22 protein-coding genes are annotated in these 18,476 nt (G+C 49.4%); 9 read left to right on the top strand and 13 right to left on the bottom strand.

Annotated features, from left to right (window positions below):
* Positions 1–21: 21 nt before the first annotated feature.
* From VIS48_05575 to VIS48_05525, 11 genes are all read right to left on the bottom strand, one after another.
* Positions 22–1,077 (bottom strand): chemotaxis response regulator protein-glutamate methylesterase, encoded by a 1,056-nt coding sequence (locus tag VIS48_05575; protein ID HEY9165613.1) that lies wholly within the window; start codon positions 1,075–1,077, stop codon positions 22–24.
* 1 nt (position 1,078) lies between these two features.
* The gene (locus VIS48_05570; GenBank protein HEY9165612.1) at positions 1,079–2,905 is read right to left on the bottom strand and encodes a chemotaxis protein CheA; all 1,827 of its coding nucleotides are present in this window, start codon (positions 2,903–2,905) and stop codon (positions 1,079–1,081) included.
* 7 nt (positions 2,906–2,912) lie between these two features.
* Entirely contained in the window at positions 2,913–3,236 is a 324-nt protein-coding gene (locus tag VIS48_05565; GenBank protein ID HEY9165611.1) for a hypothetical protein, read from the bottom strand.
* A gap of 10 nt (positions 3,237–3,246) precedes the next feature.
* The gene (locus VIS48_05560; protein HEY9165610.1) at positions 3,247–3,612 is read right to left on the bottom strand and encodes a response regulator; all 366 of its coding nucleotides are present in this window, start codon (positions 3,610–3,612) and stop codon (positions 3,247–3,249) included.
* Positions 3,613–3,619: 7 nt separating this feature from the next.
* Positions 3,620–4,489, bottom strand: coding sequence for a protein-glutamate O-methyltransferase CheR (locus VIS48_05555; GenBank protein ID HEY9165609.1), 870 nt, complete (start codon positions 4,487–4,489; stop codon positions 3,620–3,622).
* Positions 4,490–5,869 carry a HEAT repeat domain-containing protein gene (locus VIS48_05550; GenBank protein HEY9165608.1) on the bottom strand — a complete coding sequence of 460 codons (1,380 nt, stop codon included), beginning with the start codon at positions 5,867–5,869 and terminating at the stop codon, positions 4,490–4,492.
* Between the two features lie 6 nt (positions 5,870–5,875).
* A complete protein-coding gene (locus VIS48_05545) occupies positions 5,876–6,280 on the bottom strand; it encodes a hypothetical protein (protein HEY9165607.1) in 405 nt (134 codons plus the stop codon).
* A gap of 76 nt (positions 6,281–6,356) precedes the next feature.
* Positions 6,357–6,848 carry a chemotaxis protein CheW gene (locus tag VIS48_05540; protein ID HEY9165606.1) on the bottom strand — a complete coding sequence of 164 codons (492 nt, stop codon included), beginning with the start codon at positions 6,846–6,848 and terminating at the stop codon, positions 6,357–6,359.
* A complete protein-coding gene (locus VIS48_05535) occupies positions 6,845–8,752 on the bottom strand; it encodes a methyl-accepting chemotaxis protein (GenBank protein HEY9165605.1) in 1,908 nt (635 codons plus the stop codon). The genes VIS48_05540 and VIS48_05535 overlap by 4 nt, the downstream gene beginning before the upstream one ends.
* A gap of 9 nt (positions 8,753–8,761) precedes the next feature.
* A complete protein-coding gene (locus VIS48_05530) occupies positions 8,762–9,331 on the bottom strand; it encodes an ABC transporter substrate binding protein (protein ID HEY9165604.1) in 570 nt (189 codons plus the stop codon).
* Positions 9,312–9,698, bottom strand: a complete 387-nt coding sequence (locus tag VIS48_05525) for a hypothetical protein (GenBank protein ID HEY9165603.1) — start codon at positions 9,696–9,698, stop codon at positions 9,312–9,314. The genes VIS48_05530 and VIS48_05525 overlap by 20 nt, the downstream gene beginning before the upstream one ends.
* Before the next feature lie 340 nt (positions 9,699–10,038).
* Here VIS48_05525 and VIS48_05520 point away from each other — a divergent pair, with 340 nt between their 5' ends.
* From VIS48_05520 to VIS48_05480, 9 genes are all read left to right on the top strand, one after another.
* On the top strand, positions 10,039–10,266 hold the full coding sequence (locus VIS48_05520; GenBank protein ID HEY9165602.1) for a hypothetical protein: 228 nt from the start codon (positions 10,039–10,041) through the stop codon (positions 10,264–10,266).
* 16 nt (positions 10,267–10,282) lie between these two features.
* Entirely contained in the window at positions 10,283–10,492 is a 210-nt protein-coding gene (locus VIS48_05515; GenBank protein HEY9165601.1) for a hypothetical protein, read from the top strand.
* 132 nt (positions 10,493–10,624) lie between these two features.
* Positions 10,625–11,560: a 3-hydroxyacyl-CoA dehydrogenase NAD-binding domain-containing protein gene (locus VIS48_05510; protein HEY9165600.1), complete on the top strand. Its 936-nt coding sequence runs from the start codon at positions 10,625–10,627 to the stop codon at positions 11,558–11,560.
* Between the two features lie 27 nt (positions 11,561–11,587).
* Complete coding sequence (locus VIS48_05505; GenBank protein HEY9165599.1) at positions 11,588–12,796, top strand: acetate kinase; 1,209 nt, start codon at positions 11,588–11,590, stop codon at positions 12,794–12,796.
* Between the two features lie 31 nt (positions 12,797–12,827).
* Positions 12,828–12,980 (top strand): hypothetical protein, encoded by a 153-nt coding sequence (locus VIS48_05500; GenBank protein HEY9165598.1) that lies wholly within the window; start codon positions 12,828–12,830, stop codon positions 12,978–12,980.
* Positions 12,980–13,762, top strand: coding sequence for a BtpA/SgcQ family protein (locus VIS48_05495; GenBank protein ID HEY9165597.1), 783 nt, complete (start codon positions 12,980–12,982; stop codon positions 13,760–13,762). Before VIS48_05500 ends, VIS48_05495 begins: the two co-directional genes overlap by 1 nt.
* 160 nt (positions 13,763–13,922) lie before the next feature.
* Entirely contained in the window at positions 13,923–15,200 is a 1,278-nt protein-coding gene (locus VIS48_05490; GenBank protein ID HEY9165596.1) for a cation:proton antiporter, read from the top strand.
* A gap of 80 nt (positions 15,201–15,280) precedes the next feature.
* On the top strand, positions 15,281–15,856 hold the full coding sequence (locus tag VIS48_05485) for a sigma-70 family RNA polymerase sigma factor (protein HEY9165595.1): 576 nt from the start codon (positions 15,281–15,283) through the stop codon (positions 15,854–15,856).
* Between the two features lie 332 nt (positions 15,857–16,188).
* Complete coding sequence (locus VIS48_05480) at positions 16,189–16,521, top strand: hypothetical protein (protein HEY9165594.1); 333 nt, start codon at positions 16,189–16,191, stop codon at positions 16,519–16,521.
* A 182-nt stretch (positions 16,522–16,703) separates the two neighbouring features.
* Here the strand turns inward: VIS48_05480 and VIS48_05475 are convergent, their stop codons facing one another.
* On the bottom strand, positions 16,704–17,381 hold the full coding sequence (locus tag VIS48_05475; GenBank protein HEY9165593.1) for an IS1 family transposase: 678 nt from the start codon (positions 17,379–17,381) through the stop codon (positions 16,704–16,706).
* Positions 17,382–17,808: 427 nt separating this feature from the next.
* Positions 17,809–18,462 (bottom strand): hypothetical protein, encoded by a 654-nt coding sequence (locus tag VIS48_05470; GenBank protein ID HEY9165592.1) that lies wholly within the window; start codon positions 18,460–18,462, stop codon positions 17,809–17,811.
* Positions 18,463–18,476 lie beyond the last annotated feature (14 nt).

Raw genomic sequence — 18,476 nt, 5'->3', positions numbered from 1 at the left:
CACCGCGTGTGGTAGCGGGCTCTAGGCGGGAACAGGTGCGGCCACAAAGGCCGTGTTGAGGGCGGTGGCTATGTCTTCCAAGGGCAGGACTGCGTCGGCAAGTTCTGCATCCACGACAGCTTTCGGCATCCCGTAGATCACGCACGTCTCCTCGTTCTGAGCAATAAGTTTACCTCCGGCGCTTTTGATTAACTTCGCACCTTCCAAGCCGTCCTTGCCCATCCCGGTCATTATCAAAGCAAGAATCCTTCCGCCGTAGTTCTCGTAGGCAGAGGTAAACATTACGTCCACCGAAGGACGGTGAAGTGAATCTTGCGGTTCCTTCGGAGTAGTTATGATATTCCGGCTGCCGTCTCTTGCAAACTTCATGTGCAAACCGCCGGGAGCAATGAACACTTTCCCTTTGTCCAACTCCATTCCGTCCTGCGCTTCGAAGACCTTTACCTGGCTGATTGCATCTAGCCGTTCAGCAAGAGACTTGGTGAAATGTGGCGGCATGTGCTGCACGATCGCGACGGGGACAGGAAAATCCTGCCTAAGAAAGGGAATTACCTTCTGGAGTGAAAACGGACCGCCGGTTGAAATCCCTACGGTGACAATCTGCGCGCCGGGGAGTCGAGTGTTCGAGGTTCTGTAAGACCTCGAGCCCTTCAAAGGCTCAGAGGACAAATACCTGCAACGACTTCTCGCGATCAGTTTCACCTTTGAGATCAGCTCGTCTTTGATTTTTGTTATGTCAAGGGAGACATATGACAGCTGTTTCGGTATAAAATCTACTGCCCCCGCAGACAACGCGTCGACCGTCGCCTTTGCTCCCTCTATTGTAAGAGAACTCACCATGAGAATGGGCAAAGGATTTTCTTTCATGATCATTTTCAATGCTGTGATGCCATCCATTCTCGGCATCTCGACATCCAGCGTCATCAAGTCCGGCTTGAAAGTCTTTACCTTCTCGATAGCTTCGACCCCGTCTCTCGCTGTTGCGATAACCGATATTTCGGGATCGCCTCCGAGCATCATCGATAAAGCCTTTCGCATAAAGGCGGAATCGTCGACTACAAGCACACGAATCGGCATCTCAGCCCCTCAAAGATCCCGCGGCGGTTATCCTTGACCCATTTGCTCTTTGCGCGAGCCGCAGTAGTTCTCCCGTATCGATTATCATTATCACTCTCCCGTCACCGAGGATAGTCGAGCCTGCAATGCCGTGAATGTTCTTCAAATATGACCCAAGGGGTTTAATAACAATTTCCTTCTGTCCGACCAGATGATCGACCACTATCCCGAACTTCTGGTTCGCAACTCCGACCACAACAGTGTAAAAACTCTTACTCGCCTCGTCTCGGCCAGGTACGTCGAGAATTTCCGAAATGTCCACCAACGGAAGGACAAATTCTCTTAATCTTATAACATCGCGGCTCTGGACTGTCGCAACGTCCTTCTTAAGCGTGTGGACGACCTCCAGGACAGAACTGAGGGGGACTGCAAAAGTTTCACTTCCGACGCTCACCAGTAATCCCTGAATGATAGCGAGGGTCAACGGAAGCTTAAGAGTTATCTTTGTCCCTTCACCGACCGCGGATTCCACAGATATCATCCCGTTGAGCTTGGTGATGTTAGTCTTGACGACGTCCAAACCGACGCCGCGGCCGGAAACATTACTTACTTTTTGTGCTGTGGTGAATCCGGGTATAAACATGAGGCCGTAGGTGTCCTCAGTTTTCATTTCCCGCGCTTCTTCGGAGCTTATTAATCCTTTCTCGAGCGCCTTCGCCTTAAGACGCTCCGGATCAATACCTGCTCCGTCGTCACGTATTTCAATCATCACATGATTGCCCTCATGACCGGCCGAAAGAGTTATGGTGCCTCGGGCAGGTTTCCCAAGCTTCGTCCTCGTTTCAACGCTCTCGATTCCGTGGTCTGCCGCATTCCGTATCAGGTGAACAAGCGGGTCGGTTATCTCCTCGATAATGGACTTGTCTAGCTCCGTCTCCTCGCCGCTTGTAACGAGATCGATTTCCTTGGAGTATTCTTTTGCTATGTCTCGCACGAGTCTTGGAAACCTGTTGAAAGTTCTTCCGATTGGAACCATCCTTGTTCGCATCACTGCAGCCTGAAGCTCCGTCGTAATAAAGTCGATCTGGGAGCCGGTGTCACTAAGCTCCGCTTCAAGATCGTCGCGCTCCTCGTTCTTTATCGAACTGACAATCTGAGATAGCCTGTTCCTGCCGAGTACGAGTTCGCCTACGAGATTCATCAGCTGATCCAGCCTGTTCACTTCGACGCGGATTGTCGTGTCGATGGTGGCACGTTCAACTTTCTGATCCTGCCGTGACGGTTGCTGCGATGGAGAATATCCATTCTGTTGTCCGTGCTCAGCCTGATTGGCGGGAATAGACTCTTCGTCGTTCGCCGGAAGTATCAGCTCGGCCGACTTCTCTTCCGGGGCCGGGACTGACTTCTTCTCCTCTCCGGCTTTCTTGCCTGAGGCTTCGGGAATCTTGCCGCTGGAAAGAATCTCAAGTTTTCTTATTGTCGAGTAAAGATCTATCTGCTGGATGTCGCGTTCAACCACCTGTTTCAGGAGTGTTTTCATCAGATCGAACGCCTCGAGCATCCCGTCCATCATCTCCGGTCTGAACTTCAATTCGTCCCTGCGGAGCTTGTTCAACACATCTTCAAACCGGTGTGCCACTATACTCATCTGGTCGAAACTGAGAAAACCGGACGTTCCTTTGACTGTGTGGACGGCCCTGAAGATGGAATTTACAAGTTCCTTGTCTTCGGGCCTTTTCTCAAGTTGAAGGATTTCGTTGTCCAGCTTTTCGAATATTTCGTTTGTCTCGACAATGAAACTGTCGACGATCTCCTTCATGTCTTCGGCGAACATCGGGTGCTCGCTCATAAATGTCTCATGCTCCGTTTCCGAATAATTTGTCGATTTCGTCCTGGGAGGCGGGATTTGGAGTGCCGCGCTGACTCAAGTCGCCCGGATTGAGTTTCAGCGCACTCGCGTGTTGAATGATCTCGTCAACCGATCGCTGTCGCGACGCCGATCGGTCATACGCAGCATCCGGATCGAAAGAATGTTTCTCGACTTTTACCATCTCGCTCACCAAGTCGGCGCCCTTGATCTTGAACCGTTCAATTAAGTCCGACAGTCTTCCGTGCACCGATTCTAAGTTGTTGACGATTCGGCGCATTGTTCGGGAATCGTCAACGACCAGGAAGTTCACGTCTATCTCCTCAGTTTATGTATTTGGCTACCTCATACTGGATGCGTCTCTGGTCGAAAGGCTTGACGAGATATGAGTTCGCCCCCAGTTTGAGTCCCAATGCAATGTCCTGCTCGTTGCTCAGTGAAGATAGAATGATTACCGGAACCTCCGAATATTCTCGATCTTCCCTGAGAGCCCTCAGGAACTCGAACCCGTCCATGTTCGGCATGTTCAGATCGGTGATGACGAGGTCGACCTTGTTTTGTGAAAGTTTCTCCAGCGCTTCCATGCCGTCCCGCGCCGCCACGACAGAAATCCCCTGTGAGCGAAGTGCGTACACAAGGAATTTTCTGATGGATTCAGAGTCATCGACTACCATTACAGCTTTAGCCAAAGTCGCCTCACTCCTTCCGGTAAGCAATTGTTTTTTCAAAGTGAACGGGTTTGAACGCTTGAGACAACCCGTAGAGTGTCTCCGAATAGCCAATGAAGAAATAGCCGCCCTTGTTCAGGCTATCATATATCGAAGAGACAACTGTCTGTTTGGACTTGAAATCGAAATAGATCAGTACGTTTGCGGCAAAAACCACGTCGTAGTTCCTCATTGTTCGCATCATGTTCCGGTCAAAGAGATTCAGCTGCCTGAATTCACTCATGGCGGCTACCTCCTGATCCAGCTGATATTTATCTTGATCTTGTTTGAAATATTTCCCGAGATAGTTTTTCGGAATGTTCCTGACAGCATAATCCTTGTACACCCCTTTGGCGGCGGTCTCAAGTACATGCGTGTTTATATCTGTTCCGACGATTTCAAATTTCACACCCGGGTATTTCGGTCGGATCTTTTCCCGGATGATGAGCGCGATTGTATGGGCTTCTTCTCCGGTTGAGCAAGCCGCACTCCAGATCCTGATTGCATTTGCTCCGGCCTGCATTTTCCTTTCGGCAAGCTCGGGGAGAACGATTTCTTCGAGCGCTTTGAACTGCGGCTCGTTCCTGAAGAAGAACGTTTCATTGATCGTGACTGAATTGATCAGGTGCGACAGCTCCATCGCGCCACGTCCATTCATCAGCTCACTGAAGTACCGCGAGTAGGTCTCGAGGCCGAGGGCAGCGAGACGTTTGCTCACCCTGCTTTCCAGGAGATACTTTTTGTTCTCGGCAAAAAAGATGCCGGTCTTTTCGTATATGAAGTCTCTCAGACGTATGAATACGTCGTCGTCCAGCTTGGAAACCTGAGGTGATGTATTTGATTGCGGGGTGTAACTCATCTACTCTTTCCTGTCTTCTTCGGGTGTATCGGATACACCGAGCATCGATGCAGCCGCAAAACGTATGTCCTCATCGTAATCGGTGGTAAGTCTCTGGAGCTGCTCCACAAAGAAATGAGGACCGATTCTTGCGGCAAGGTCGAGCGCGTAGGTTTTTACGGACGACTCCTCGTCTTCCAGCGCCTTGCGTACGATTCCTGTGGAACTCGAAGGTCCAAGATGCGTGAATGTACTGAGGACCGCCATTTTTGAATCGACATTGAGTTTTGCAAAGATGCCGTCTATAAACTCCGCCGCATCTGAGAAAATCGTAGAATGTGTGAAGGCGGGATCGGTGGAGCCCGAGTCGTAGAGGAGCGACAGCACAAGCTTCAGAACGGGAGCGTATTTGTCTTCCGGCACATCGGCAGAGCAAATAAATTTCAATGTGTCTTCAACCCGGCCTTTGAGCGCCGTGCAGATCGCGTTGTCTACAATCTCAAATCTCCCGAGGTGATGTACCAGGCTTTCTATGGTCTCTTTGTCATCGAAGTACTTCAGTCCTCTCACCGCGGCGCGAACATAAGAAGCGTCTGCGTCATCAAGCATTCCAAGCAGGGTATTTCTTAGATCGGAGGGAAGAGCGACAGGGCAGTTGATCGATTCGAGGAGCTGTATTACTGAGTGAAGAACCACTGGTTTTGCGAGATCGGAAACGGAGTTCATTTTTCTTATCAAGACTTCGAGAAGTCCTCTGTCCTTTCTTGAAGCCAGGGCTTCGGCGGCAGCAAGCTGGACGACCGGGTCAGCGTCGTCGAGTGCTTTTTCGAGAAATTCCAGAGCTACGCGCTCCGAAAAAACTGCGAGGGCATTGACGACATTTGGCCGGAGCGATTCGTTCTTTCCGTATATTTCCATAAGCGCATCTATGTATTTCTCGCTGTGGAGCGCGCCAAGAGCATCGATACACGCTCCTACTACATTCTGGTCCGAATCTTCCAGGTGCCCCGCTATCTTTTCCACCGATGTGTCGCTAGGAGGAAGCTGTGCCAGTACGTCGATGGCAAACTTCCGGAGATCTTTGTCGGAAGAATCGACATATGGAATGAGGGCAGGGATCGCGGCAGCTTTCATCCGGACAAGAGAATCGCCAGCGAGATTCCTCACTGCGATGTTTCCGCTCGAAATGTGGACGGCAACCAGAACTGCAGCCTGTTCATTTGAGCACAGAACGAGTAAGCGGGAAGCCGCCTCCCTCACTCCCCTATCGTCATCTGTGATCAGATTCGCAGCGGCTTTCAGAACTCTTTCATCGGAAGAGAAGTCGTACAAGCTCTCGAGCGCGCTTCTACGCTCCGATGGGTCCTGATTTTTGAGTTGTTCCAGAAGTTTCTCTACCATATGCTCTCAGATATTCTTTGTGTGGATGAATTCGTTCTTTGTCACTTCAAATGTCGCGTTACTATAAGCCTGCTTGAGGGCGAGCCGGACACCGTTAATTTCCATTACAACACTCTGGTGCGCAGTTCCCAAGACCGCCGGCTTGGCGCTCTTCTTCTTTTTTAACTCGATTGCCGTCTCCTGTTTTCTAGTACCGAGAGTTTTAATTGCGTCGCCCATTTCGCGTAGCTTGTCCTGAAGGAACTTCAGCCGTTCGCGTTTTTCTTCGGTAAAGTTTTTTCCATCGCTCCTGTCGCGAACTAGAAGGTATACCTCGTTCTTCATTTCATTCAAAGTCTTCGTTTGAATTTCAATTTCCTTGTCGATGGCGGCGACCTCGACACTTATTCTGGTTGATACAAGTTCGGACATCGGGGGACCTGCTAACGAAGGATTCCTGCCGTATGGATATTGGCTGAAGTCCCCTGCCCACTAACATTGAGATGGATCATGCGTTTGACCCCGTGTTCACTTCGGACAGATGTTCCTGCTCGTCGGATGAAAGGACCTTGTCCAGGTCAAGCAGGATGAGGAGTCGGTCCTGAAGTTTTGCCACACCCGTGATATAATTTGCGCTGACGCTCGTCGTCAACTCCGGAGGCGGTTCGATTATGCTCTTTTCGACTCTGATGACTTCCTTGACCTTATCGACGAGGAATCCGACCACTTTATCTGTCAATTCCACGACGATTATTCGTGTTTCGTTGTCCTTTTCCTTTGCGTCTATTCCAAATCTTTTCCTAAGATCTATGACAGGCACGATCTTGCCTCTCAAATTGATCACGCCTTCCACGAAAGCGGGCGCTTTAGGCACCCGGGTTATGTCCACGGTCCGTATTATTTCCTGAACCTTCAGGATGTCGACACCGAACTCTTCATGCTCGACCACGAAGCTCACCAGTTGGTAAATTGTGTCGGTCGACTGATTGACAGCGTTCATTTGAGCCTCCTGTTGTGGTCGTTATTCTTGGCGCCTTTCATTGAGACAATCCTGCCATTTTCCTGCACTCCGAAACTTCCTCTCCCGTCGCCACTCGCATTTATCTGGAACCTTTGGATGAGACTCTTCAGGTGTTCGGTCAGGTTGCCGAGCTTTTCAGCCGTGTGCGCGAGATCGACCGTGGCGTTCGAAACATTTCCTGCGGCTGACGATATGCTGTCGACGTTGTGCGATATCTGTTCGCTCGTCGACGACTGTTCCTGGCTCGCCGCCGCTATCTGGTTTATCATGTTTACGACACCGTTCACCGATGTCACGATTTCTGTCAGTGAGTCGGCAGCTTTGTCCGCCAGCCTCAGTCCATTTTCTGCCTCAGTATTTCCTTCGGTCATTGCTACAACTACTTGAGTGGTTTCCTGCTGGATACGCTTTATCATGCCGGCAATTTCTTTGGTGGCGGCGGTAGTGCGTTCTGCGAGTTTCCTTACTTCGTCCGCGACCACTGCAAATCCCCGGCCTTGTTCGCCCGCGCGGGCGGCTTCGATCGCAGCATTGAGAGCGAGAAGATTTGTCTGATCCGCGATATCGTTAATTACCTGTATTATTTCCCCGATCTGTGCGCTCGACTTTCCGAGGGTATCGACTATGTCCGCCGATTTTTTGACCAGGTGGGCAATCTTCGTCATGCCGCCGATCGTCTCCTTGAAAACCTTTTCTCCGACGTTCGCCAGTGTCGAAGCTTTCTTCGCCATTTCGGCGGCTTCACTGGCGCTCTTCGATGACTCTAAAACCGTTTTCGACATTTGTTCGACTGCCGCGGCGACTTCCCGGGTTTGACCTGCCTGTTCGGAGGCACCAGCCGACATCTCTTCTGCCGCCGTAGAAATCTGGGTCGAAGACTGCGCAAGTGAATCTCCTGCGTCGTGAACCTCTCCGATCAGAGATCCGAGGTCGTGGATCATTTGGTTAATCTTATGCATGAGAGCCGCGACTTCATCATTATTGTCTTCGATCTGGAGATCTTTTCTCAGGTCACCTTTCGTTACCGCTTCGATCACTTCGGAGATTTTTGCAAATTGCGTCCTGAGATACTCCTGCTGTTCATCGGACTCGCGCTTCATCGTTTCGGCGAACACTCGCGCTTCTTCGGCCTGTTGCGTCTTCTGGTTTATTTCGTCCAGAACCCGCTTGTTGTTTTCTACCATCGTGTTAAACGCCGAAGCGAGTTCACCAATTTCATCCATCTGATTCAACTCGACCCTGACATCGAAGTCTCCACCTGCAACTCTCTGGGCGGATTTTTTGAGTGTTTCAACCGGCCTGACGACTTCCTTTCTGATCAATGTGAGCGCGAGCGCACCAAAAAGAGCGAAAAAGACAAATGCCACGATCGTCGCCAGCATGCAGTTTGTCTTCTCCGCCTGGAGTGCCTGAGCCGATATCGCAACAAAAACAAATCCGAGAACCTGACCGGTCGCCTGGTTGTCGATCTTCATGACGGCAATCGTGATGGGCATGCCGTCTCTCATGCTGGACGATTCCTGCGAGGAAGTCAGCTTCGAGAAATCAGGTTGGGACCAATTCACCTGACTGAAATTGACCTGTGCGATCAACTTGCCGTTCTGGTCGCAGAATGCTCCCGCGAGCGCGTCGCCCGCTGCGATTATGTTCTTCAGCGATTCGGTCAAACCTCCGGAGTCGCCCATCATGAGACTGTACTGCGATTGAGCACCCATGGTCTTCGCCATAAGCGTAGCTCTGTCCTTGAACTCGGCTTCGGTCATGCTGAGCGAGTACCTCGAGTAAATAAAGACCAGCGCCCACGCGAAGAACAATATGGCACTTAACAAAATCGCGAACTTCCTGCGAAGCTTCATGTTTGAAATTCTTCGATTCGTACTCATCACAACTCCTCAGTTTGATGCGATAAACTGTGTGTTGGCGATGTATTTGTCGGGTATCTTCAGGTTCAGCGCGTTCAGAGTCTTCTGATTGACATGAAGCGTTACTTCGCCGTCATCCACAGTCAGTGCAACGCAAGCTCCTTCTGAAACCCAATCAGTATTTGGTGCGAATAGAGGTATTCCATTCAGGGTACAATTCTTAATCAAGTAGTCCCGGCTTATCTGACTCCCGATGAGCCTTTCGTTCTGTGGAATCCACAGGGCCTGAATGTGATAGTTCTCTCTCAGGTCACGGAATTTTTCGGCAACCTCATTCAGTTGAGATATTTCCTCAACCACAACTTTGATATTCAATTGTCCTGAAGCCCGCTGAATCTTGGTTTCAAGATCAGCTTGGGGATTATAGGATACATCCAGCAGAACTCCCACCGTTTTAGCATTTGGAGCGAGTTCCTTCACCAGAAATAATTGTTGCTGCGGCGACGCGTTTGATTCTAGCGCACTAGGTGATCCGAACGCTATCAGTGTGATTACAACCCCCCAAACCAAGCCCGACGCCTTAGCCTTGAACAAGAACATCTTGCGGCACCTCTGAAGTTGAACGCGCTCCTGCCACCGCTCCAGTCAACTTGCTGAATGTGAAAGGAGCCTCCAGCACGACGAGGTTCTCTGCCTCAACGAGGATCGAGAGTGTAGCAGGGTCAAGCGTGGAAACCACGACGATTCTCGCGTACTGGTTCCTTAATTTGAGAACCTTTCCAAGAAGAAGCAAACTGCCTGGATCACTCGATGAGACAACAATCGCACCTATGTTGATCGCCGACACAATTTCGGCAGTTTCAAGGGAGTCTGCGGTTGTAAATACCACAAATCCACGCTGTGAAAGGTAGCTGGCCCAGTCATTTTCGACTCCCCGCTCTTTTTCCTGTATTAGTACTGTTTTCATTTTCCTGTGTATCGTCCGACAACTGATGTGCCACGTCGGGTGTTGATTTTTCCAGTCCCATTTGCACTTTCCAACAGTTACATCCCCTCAGATGGGGAATATTGGCCACGTGCATGAATAATAGTCACCAGTATTCCCGGCGAAAACGATCAACAAAACCGACGAGTTACTACATCACATCGGAACACTTTTGCCTCAGGCTCAACCCGGTGTCATATGAATTCAGGTGAGTGACCAGATCGAATGGCGAATAGAGATCAACGTTGGAGAATATTAAGCATGCTTGCTGATGTGCTCATCGAAAATCTGTCTATTCTGTGTGTTTGTGCCGGCACAAGCATTGAAAAGTATGTACGCACAAAGGAGTGATGAAGTCAAAAAGATTTACTTCGTACTCGCGATATTTGCAGCGAGGTTCCGTTCTCTCGAAGACCAGGACTGGTACCGCCGGTTGACCTCTGCAGCTATGATCGAGCTCGGCGAGTTCTCCAAAGCGATTGGATACCTCGAGAAGATTTCCCAGTACGATAACGTTTCGCTGTCGAGTCTCGCTGGCTGCAGAATGTAGCTCGGCGACTTCGAAGGTGCTGAAGGAAGCCTATTCGCGTGCATCGCGTCTCGGGCTGGACGATCCGCAGGCCATGGAGTTTTACGGGCTTGTCCAGTTCAGATTCGGAAAATTTTCATCTGCCATCGATACGCTGACCGGACTGCTGCGAGTGGATCCGGCGAACGAACGTGCGAAAAAATTCATACAAGCCGCGAGAGCGCAAGTCGGGGCTACTGTCGTCTGAATCACTCGTTCAGACCGGTCTCAAGTAATTACCTTGTTTCTATTCCTTTGAACTGATACGTTTTTACAATACCATTCACAATTTGCGATTTCTTGAAAAACTGAACCCCGTTATCTAATTTAATAGGGCATTATGGCGCGAGAAGAAACATTCAATGAAGTTTTTAACGTTACGCCGACCGATTCGGACCGGGCAGGTTACATCGCAATCGTCGGCGGTGGACTCATGGGGAGAGGAATCGCCCAGACCACGGCTGCAGCGGGAATAAACGTTCTCATCATCGAGAGAGACGACGAATCTTCCGAGAAGTCGAAGCAGCGTCTGGCGGAGATGCTCGACGTGGAAATCGACAGGTGGGCTCTCACAAAGGGAGAGAAACGAGCGATCCTCGCGCGCACAAAATTTTCCACGGAGCTCTCCGAAGTTTCCGAGTGCGATCTCGTCGTTGAAGCGATCGACGAGGACTTCGCTTCAAAGAAGGCGATCTTCAAGCAGCTCGACAAGATCTGCGACCCGGCTACCGTATTCGTATCAAACACTGCGACTCTCAGTCTTACGAAGCTTGCCGACGCGACTACGCGGCCCGACAAAATTATCGGCATGCATTTTCTCAATCCCGTTCCCCGGGTTCCACTGGTCGAAGTTGTCCGTGCGCTAAGGACGAGCGATGACACCTTTCGAAAAATAAAAAGATTTGCCGAAGACCTCGGGAAGACTGTGGTTGAGGTTTATGAATACCCCGGCTTCGTGACGACGCGGGTCATCCTGCCGATGCTCAACCAGGCCATGCAGGTTCTTCTCGAGGGAATTGCCACCGCAGACGGAATCGACACGGCGATAAAACTCGGATACGGTTTGAACGTCGGGCCGCTCGAGATGGCGGACTCGATGGGGCTGGATGAGGTCCTGACCTGGCTCGATACATTATATCGGGAGCTGGGCGAGCCGCAGTACAGAGCAAGTCCCATCTTGCGCAGGAAAGTCCGCGAGGGTAACCTCGGGAAGAAGACGGGCGAAGGATTCTTCAAGTACGACGAATCCGGCAAGAAGAAAGAAAACCACCAATAGAAATTCTTACCAGGAAAAGACCCTAGAATGAAAGTCCTCGTAATAAATTCGGGAAGCTCGTCCGTAAAATATCAATTTATAGACGCAGAAAGGCGCGAAGTCCTCGCGAAAGGCATAATCGACCGCGTTGGGATGAGCGATTCGGTCGTGACTCACGAACGTTTCGATGGTGATAAGGTAAAGATGAGCGCCGAGGTGCTCGATCACCAGACCGCAATAGAATATGTTCTTGCGGTTCTCTTAAGCAAGAATCATGGTGTCATTCAGGATAAATCCGAAATAGATGCGGTCGGCCATAGAATAGTTCACGGGGGCGAGAGTTTTTCGGAAAGTGTTCTGATCGACGACAGTGTGATGGAAGAGATTCGCGAGAACATTGAGCTTGCTCCGCTCCACAACCCTCACAATCTTCGTGGAGTCCAGGCCGTCCTCAAGCATCTGCCGGGCACACCGCAAGTAGCCGTCTTCGACACCGCGTTCCACCAGAAAATGCCGCCGCATGCTTTCCTGTACGCGATACCTTATCTCCTCTACAGGCGTTACAAGATCCGGCGATACGGATTTCACGGCACTTCACACTCTTACGTGTCTCATCGGGCCGCGGACATTTTAGGAAAGCGCGTGGAAGAGCTCAAGATCATCACGATCCATCTCGGAAACGGATGCAGCATGGCAGCCGTGGACAGAGGAGTTTCAGTCGACACGTCGATGGGATTCACTCCTCTCGAAGGACTCGTGATGGGGACGCGCAGCGGCGACCTGGATCCGTACCTGATACTCCACATCGTGGGAAGGGAAGGACTCTCGCTTGCCGAAGCAAACACGCTGTTGAACAAGCACAGCGGCCTCCTCGGGATTTCCGGACTGACGAGCGACATGCGTGAAATTATTTCGGAGATGAAAGCAGGCAATAAACAGGCAGATCTCGCATTTAAAGTGTTCACGTATCGCGTGAAAAAATACATAGGTTCGTATGCAGCAGCCATGGGAGGAGTTGACGCGATTGTCTTTACCGGTGGGATCGGCGAGAACAGCCCTGACGTTCGGGCTGCAAGCTGCAGCGGACTTGAGTTTCTTGGAATTGTGACCGATAATGAGAGGAACAATTCTGCCGAGAAGGAGAAACTCATAAGTTCCGATGCATCAAAAGTGAAAGTGTTTGCGTTGCCTACGAATGAAGAGCTGGTTATCGCTCTCGATACGATGAGAATAGTCAAATCAGCAAAAGGTTCTTAATTCAAACGGAGAAATCCGGGAGAGTTTGGGCATGAAAAAATTATTTCTTATCGCGACTGCCGTAGCGCTCGCCCTGGGCGTGGCCTACGTCGTGACAAAAGCTGTGGAGGAAATGCAGTTTGAAGACGAGGATGACGAATTGACTTCAGAAGATATCGAGGCACAACTTCTCGAGCACGAATAGTGGACTCCGCTATCCCGGGGATAATCGGCGTAATCCATCTTCTACCGCTTCCAGGGTCGCCGATGTACCGCGCGACGATGGATGAGGTTATTCAAAGAGCGTCGGCAGACTGCGAGACCTGCGAAGAATGCGGCGTCGATGGCGCCATCGTGGAGAATTTCGGAGACGCCCCGTTTTCAGCCGACAGGGTTGAGCCAGTCACCGTTGCAGCTATGACGGCGGTTGCGTACGAGCTCAAAAGAAATTTCCCAAATTTGAGATTCGGCATAAATGTTTTGCGAAACGATGCCGTCTCAGCGTTGAGCATTGCCTCGGCCGTGAGCGCAGAGTTTATCCGTGTAAATGTTCATGTCGGTGCTGTCCTGGCGGACCAGGGAATCATTCAGGGAAAAGCATACGAAACACTTCGGCTCAGGAAGAACCTTGATGCGAGCGTGAAAATATTTGCCGATGTCGATGTAAAACATTCTGCGGGGATCGGGGATTACGGTATTTTGGCGCAGGCCGCGGATGCGCTTGAAAGAGGTCTCGCCGATGCCATCATTCTGAGCGGGCAAAGAACCGGGTCGCCAGTGGAACTTTCCCAGTTGAAAGACATAAGAAAGAAATTCTCTCACGCCAGAATAATTATCGGAAGTGGAGCAAATTACCGGAATGTCAGACATCTTATGAGATTTGCTGATAGCGTAATAGTGGGGACCTCCGTAAAAAAAGACCGTGTTACGGCGAACCCATTTGATCCGCGCATGCTCAGAGAATTCGTGAGAGCTGCAAAAAGCTGAGTGGACCTCGTCGCCGGTCCGCGACTCCTCTTTGACCGGGAGATTAACATAGTGGTTCCTTCCAATTAATGTGAACCGAAATTTCTTGTGTATCCTTTCTATTGTTTCTATTTTTGTCTGAAATGGACCTGTATCATATCGTCGGAGTCGGACGACCCAGATGACCGGAATTGATCCCTCAGTCAAAGTACTGACCTATCTTATCCTCATGCTTGCCGCAGCAAAGATCGGTGCGGAGTTGTTCGAGAGAATGAAGCAGCCTGCGGTACTTGGCGAGCTTGTAGCCGGAGTGTTCCTTGGAAACCTCATCCTTGTAAATGGCAGTTGGACCTTTTTCGAGCCTCTCAGGGCGGCGGGGCTCACAGATCACGCTGCCATAGGAATCGATATCCTTGCCAGGATCGGCATAATTCTCCTCCTTTTCCAGGTGGGACTTGAGTCCAGCCTTAGTGAAATGAGACAGATCGGTAGCTCCTCGCTTCTTGTCGCGGCTGTTGGAGTTGTTATGTCGTTTGTGCTCGGCTATCTCGTCTCGGCGGCGTGCGTGCACGAAGTCCCGAAGGCCCTCCTCGCGATTTCCCCTGGCTTCAGCATTCGGAACATACACATGTTCATTGGTGCAACACTATGCGCGACGAGCGTGGGGATTACCGCACGAGTCTTTGAGGACTTGGGAAAAATCCAGACTCGGGAGGCGCGGGTCGTTCTGGGGGCGGCCGTTATAGATGATGTCCTGGGTTTGATCATTCTGGCGACTGTCACAGCGGTCGTGTCGTCTGCCGAGGCGGGAAGGGTGATTTCATTTGGGGGAATTGCGCGCCTTGCGTTGATCGCGGTAGTCTTCCTCGCCGGAGCATTGATCATCGGCACCGCGATAGCTCCGCAGCTGATCAAGGCGGCGGCGAAGTTTAGAACCCGGGGGCTGATGCTTATCTCCGCCCTGATAATCTGCTTTGCTCTGTCGGCTCTCGCAGGATCCGCCGGGCTCGCGCCAATCGTCGGTGCGTTTTCTGCCGGCCTGATTCTGGAGGAAATCCATTTCAAGGATTTTGCCAGCGAGGTAAACGTCAAGCGCCTTCTCCAACCGATCGCAACACTTTTTGTTCCCCTCTTTTTCGTTGAGATGGGCATTCAGGTTCACCTTGAAAGCCTCCTCGTCCCTTCTGTAGCCGTGATATCTTTGGGATTGATAATTGCCGGGGTATTGGGAAAACAACTCTGCGGACTTGTGGTGCGAGGGAAAGGAATCAACCGGCTCGCTGTCGGGCTCGGGATGATACCGCGCGGGGAAGTCGAATTGATCTTCGCGAGCATAGGAAGAACTCTTGGAGTGATTGACGACGCGATCTTCTCCGCAATTGTCCTTATGGTGGTGGTGACCACTTTTATGACGCCGCCCCTATTGAAATGGTCAATTGGGAGGAGTGGATTGAAGTAGTGATTAATCTGACGGATAATTTTTCTTGATTGAATTTTATTCGGTCAAATTATTAATGGCCATCGTATGTTTGGTCAATTATGCCTGATATAATTAAACTGGCTCCTTCAGAATGGGTCCGCAGCTATGCGGATTCACTTTTTAATTATGCGGCTGCGAGAGTCGGTAGCCGGGAGACAGCGAAGGATCTGATGCAGGAAACACTTCTTTCTGCTTTCGAAAGTCGGAACGCGTTCAGGGGCGAAAGCTCAGAAAAAACCTGGCTGTTCTCGATTCTGAAGAACAAAATTGTCGATTACTTCCGCAGGAGCGCGAATGACAAGTCCCTTCCTGTATCCCAATTAACCGCCTATGATGGCGACAGTCCCTACTTTGACGAGAGAGGAGAATGGACAGTGAGCGAGCAGCCGCGGGACTGGTCGAGTGCACTTGCAGATGAGTTTCGTTCCAAAGAATTCAAAGAAGTTCTGAAAAAATGCCTCGCCAGACTGGTTGAGCAGGCCAGAAGTGTCTTTATACTGAAATATCTGGAAGAATTGGAGTCCGACGAAATCTGTAAGGAGTTGGGAATATCTGCGTCAAATTACTGGGTAATAGTGCACCGGGCTAAGCTCCAGTTAAGGAGCTGTCTTGAAAAGAATTGGTTGGAAGTTTGAAGGCTGAATGAATGAAGTTGCTGATAAGTTGTAGAGAAGCGACATTTTACATTTCAAAACAGGAAGAAGGCGTTTTATCGCCGGGTGAACGCATCGAACTCTGGATCCATCTCCTCATATGTAAGTTCTGTCGATTGTTCAGATTGCAGACTCAAATCATTTCCACACAAGCCAGAGAGCCCTTCTCTGAGATTCGTCTAACGGAAGAAGAGAAGAAGAAATTGGAAGACTTAATGAGGAATAAGACCTGAAATTCGGTAGTGTCCTAATTTGAAGGTTGGCAATTCAAGGTTTGGGGAACTATTTTAAGGGAGGCAATGGGAGGCTAATCAATGTTGAAACGAAATCAATGGTACAAGATTGAAATTACATTCGCTCAAATGCGAGAGGGAATTCCTGAATTAATTCAACAACGGGCTTGGCAATGGGTGCTTTTACATAAGGCTAACGATAGCAGCGACATTGCAATTTACGGCTATGTCAAACATGATGGGTCATACGAAATGTACTTTACCCCGAAATTTGTTCAAGAAATGGACTTCATACTTTTGATTTTTTCGCCCATTCCATGCGAGCCACCAATCGCAATAAAAGACGACTTATCTTTTTTAGGGGGAGACAAAACCTTCTTCTCAAGAATGTTACGCCAATCACCAGAGGAATGAAAGTGTAACAGCCTCTTGATATAGTCTGCAACTTCTTTTGTGGACTTGGCTTCGCTCGCAATCGCATGGAGATGCATTAACACTCCCGCAACTTCATCACGTTCATAGGGTATCATTTTATGTTTCCTTTCGGAAGACAAATAAACAAGATCGGGAAACAAATGTCAAGCATCATGGTACATTTAAGCCGCTATTCTCTCCTTCCCGTAATTCAACAAATCGTTCCAATCCCACAATCTATTAGTAACCTTGGCTTGCATAGCGGGGGTTACTCTAAGCGTTTGATGAATGCGGATAAAATTGTAGTAGAAAAAGTGAAGGGCAACAGCACATTTTAGGTTTGTCAGCTTCTTAGAGAAAGCATTTGTAAGCCTTGTGAACCTTCTCATTTGCATACGCATTGTAAGATTTTGGCGTTCAATGTGTGATGTTGAGATTCGACTTTTCTTGGGGTTTCCGATCATGGGGGTTATTTCGACTTTTATTATCTTTGCGGGGCTATACCGCTTTTCGCCCTTTCCTTCTTCGCCGTACATTTTCAGAACTTGACCGTAATCAATATTGTCGTGAAATACTTCGTCAACACAATCGAAGTAAGGTGCGAACTTATCCGTGGAAAGCTGAAATCGGTTTGTAATTCTCATTTTCAATTCTCTCATAAAGTCATAAGCCATATCGGCATTTCTCTTTCCAACACTGAAAGCGGGGACGAGTTTTGTTTCTGAATCCATAGCCACAAAAACATATTGATCGCCCCATCTTCCGATTCTTTTTTCTTCATCGGTGCATTGCTTCTGTTTTTTCATTACGAAGCCCCACAGCTCATCGACTTGAACATAACGGCATTGTAGATTTACCATTTGTGCCTCCATGATCTCCTTCGCTTGTTTTCCCGCCCGGACGAGCAAACGCATGATAGTATCACGGTGAACGCCTGTAATTCTTTCGATTGATCGAATTGAGTTTCCTTCAGCGAGAAGGGAGAGAATTGAGTTTTTCTTTTCGAGTGAGAGTGTGTTCATTGCGAGTGCCTTTCAAGTTTGGAGTTTGAAATTCCCGCAATGAACGTTATATTCGATTAGGTCATTGTCCGTTCACGCGGGCAACTGAATTAGGGCTTTGTAGGTGTATCAGCACCTATGAAGCCCGCCCTTAAGCGGGCGGTTCTATATTATAGCACGGGCGCAAGTCGTGAATCCCGCAAAGAAGTCAACGACTTCGCCCCAGGTGGAACGCATAGAATCACCTCCTTTCAATTTGGTTTGGGCGGTCGAAAGACCGCTCATTTCATTTTGTAACTGCATTTTTGCTTATCGTCTTTTTCTTCAATTCAAAGAATCCAATAATAAAATCGAAATCGTCAATCGTTACATTGTCAGGAAGACTGAATTCAAATTTGCTTCCTGTAGGTAATAGAAAATTTTGATAGTGTTGTCTGAGGGGAGTTCTTGCATCAAGAACCGCATTAGCTTCTTTAAGCCAATCTTCTGTTTGAACACCTCCTATTGCCCGGAAGGAATCAATAACGAATTCATACCACTGCTTAACCGTTTCTCTTGGAATTTGGTAGTTCTTCATCAAGATTTGTTGCGTCTGTTCTGCGGAGGGTAACTTGCCATCAGAATATTTGTTCCATAGATCGGATAAGACGTCATTCTTTTGGAATGCCTTTAATATTGCCTCTTTGTCTTCATCTCCAATCGGCTTAATGATTTGAAGGGCTAATTCAGTAAGAGCAAGATCGTCGCTTGGTGTTTTCTCAACCAATCCAAAAGCTTGGAGGGCAGCGATCTTGCGGGGAAGATAACTGCTATTAGGGGAGATGTTCAGAACTTTGGGCATGAGTTCTACCGAAGTTTCGTTGCCATGATCTACCTTCATCTTCTTGATGACGACAAGAGCCTCACTAAACGACAAAGCGGGAGGATATTTAGTAGCCATTAGTCATTTCTCCT

Source organism: Candidatus Kryptoniota bacterium, assembly GCA_036567965.1.
Classification (GTDB): Bacteria; Bacteroidota; Ignavibacteria; order Kryptoniales; family JAKASW01; genus JAKASW01.
The sequence above is the reverse complement of the archived record's forward strand: the minus strand, read 5'-3'. Positions and strand labels throughout refer to the sequence as shown.

Bases quoted from the DNA above. Each gene is read 5' to 3' on its own strand.
- VIS48_05510 (HEY9165600.1), top strand. From the start codon at position 10,625: ATGGCGCGAGAAGAAACATTCAATGAAGTTTTTAACGTTACGCCGACC.
- VIS48_05575 (HEY9165613.1), bottom strand. From the start codon at position 1,077: ATGCCGATTCGTGTGCTTGTAGTCGACGATTCCGCCTTTATGCGAAAG.
- VIS48_05505 (HEY9165599.1), top strand. From the start codon at position 11,588: ATGAAAGTCCTCGTAATAAATTCGGGAAGCTCGTCCGTAAAATATCAA.
- VIS48_05480 (HEY9165594.1), top strand. From the start codon at position 16,189: ATGTTGAAACGAAATCAATGGTACAAGATTGAAATTACATTCGCTCAA.
- VIS48_05490 (HEY9165596.1), top strand. From the start codon at position 13,923: ATGACCGGAATTGATCCCTCAGTCAAAGTACTGACCTATCTTATCCTC.
- VIS48_05535 (HEY9165605.1), bottom strand. From the start codon at position 8,752: ATGAGTACGAATCGAAGAATTTCAAACATGAAGCTTCGCAGGAAGTTC.
- VIS48_05540 (HEY9165606.1), bottom strand. From the start codon at position 6,848: ATGAACGCTGTCAATCAGTCGACCGACACAATTTACCAACTGGTGAGC.
- VIS48_05470 (HEY9165592.1), bottom strand. From the start codon at position 18,462: ATGGCTACTAAATATCCTCCCGCTTTGTCGTTTAGTGAGGCTCTTGTC.
- VIS48_05525 (HEY9165603.1), bottom strand. From the start codon at position 9,698: ATGAAAACAGTACTAATACAGGAAAAAGAGCGGGGAGTCGAAAATGAC.
- VIS48_05545 (HEY9165607.1), bottom strand. From the start codon at position 6,280: ATGTCCGAACTTGTATCAACCAGAATAAGTGTCGAGGTCGCCGCCATC.
- VIS48_05485 (HEY9165595.1), top strand. From the start codon at position 15,281: ATGCCTGATATAATTAAACTGGCTCCTTCAGAATGGGTCCGCAGCTAT.
- VIS48_05475 (HEY9165593.1), bottom strand. From the start codon at position 17,381: ATGGTAAATCTACAATGCCGTTATGTTCAAGTCGATGAGCTGTGGGGC.
- VIS48_05570 (HEY9165612.1), bottom strand. From the start codon at position 2,905: ATGAGCGAGCACCCGATGTTCGCCGAAGACATGAAGGAGATCGTCGAC.
- VIS48_05550 (HEY9165608.1), bottom strand. From the start codon at position 5,869: ATGGTAGAGAAACTTCTGGAACAACTCAAAAATCAGGACCCATCGGAG.
- VIS48_05555 (HEY9165609.1), bottom strand. From the start codon at position 4,489: ATGAGTTACACCCCGCAATCAAATACATCACCTCAGGTTTCCAAGCTG.
- VIS48_05500 (HEY9165598.1), top strand. From the start codon at position 12,828: ATGAAAAAATTATTTCTTATCGCGACTGCCGTAGCGCTCGCCCTGGGC.
- VIS48_05530 (HEY9165604.1), bottom strand. From the start codon at position 9,331: ATGTTCTTGTTCAAGGCTAAGGCGTCGGGCTTGGTTTGGGGGGTTGTA.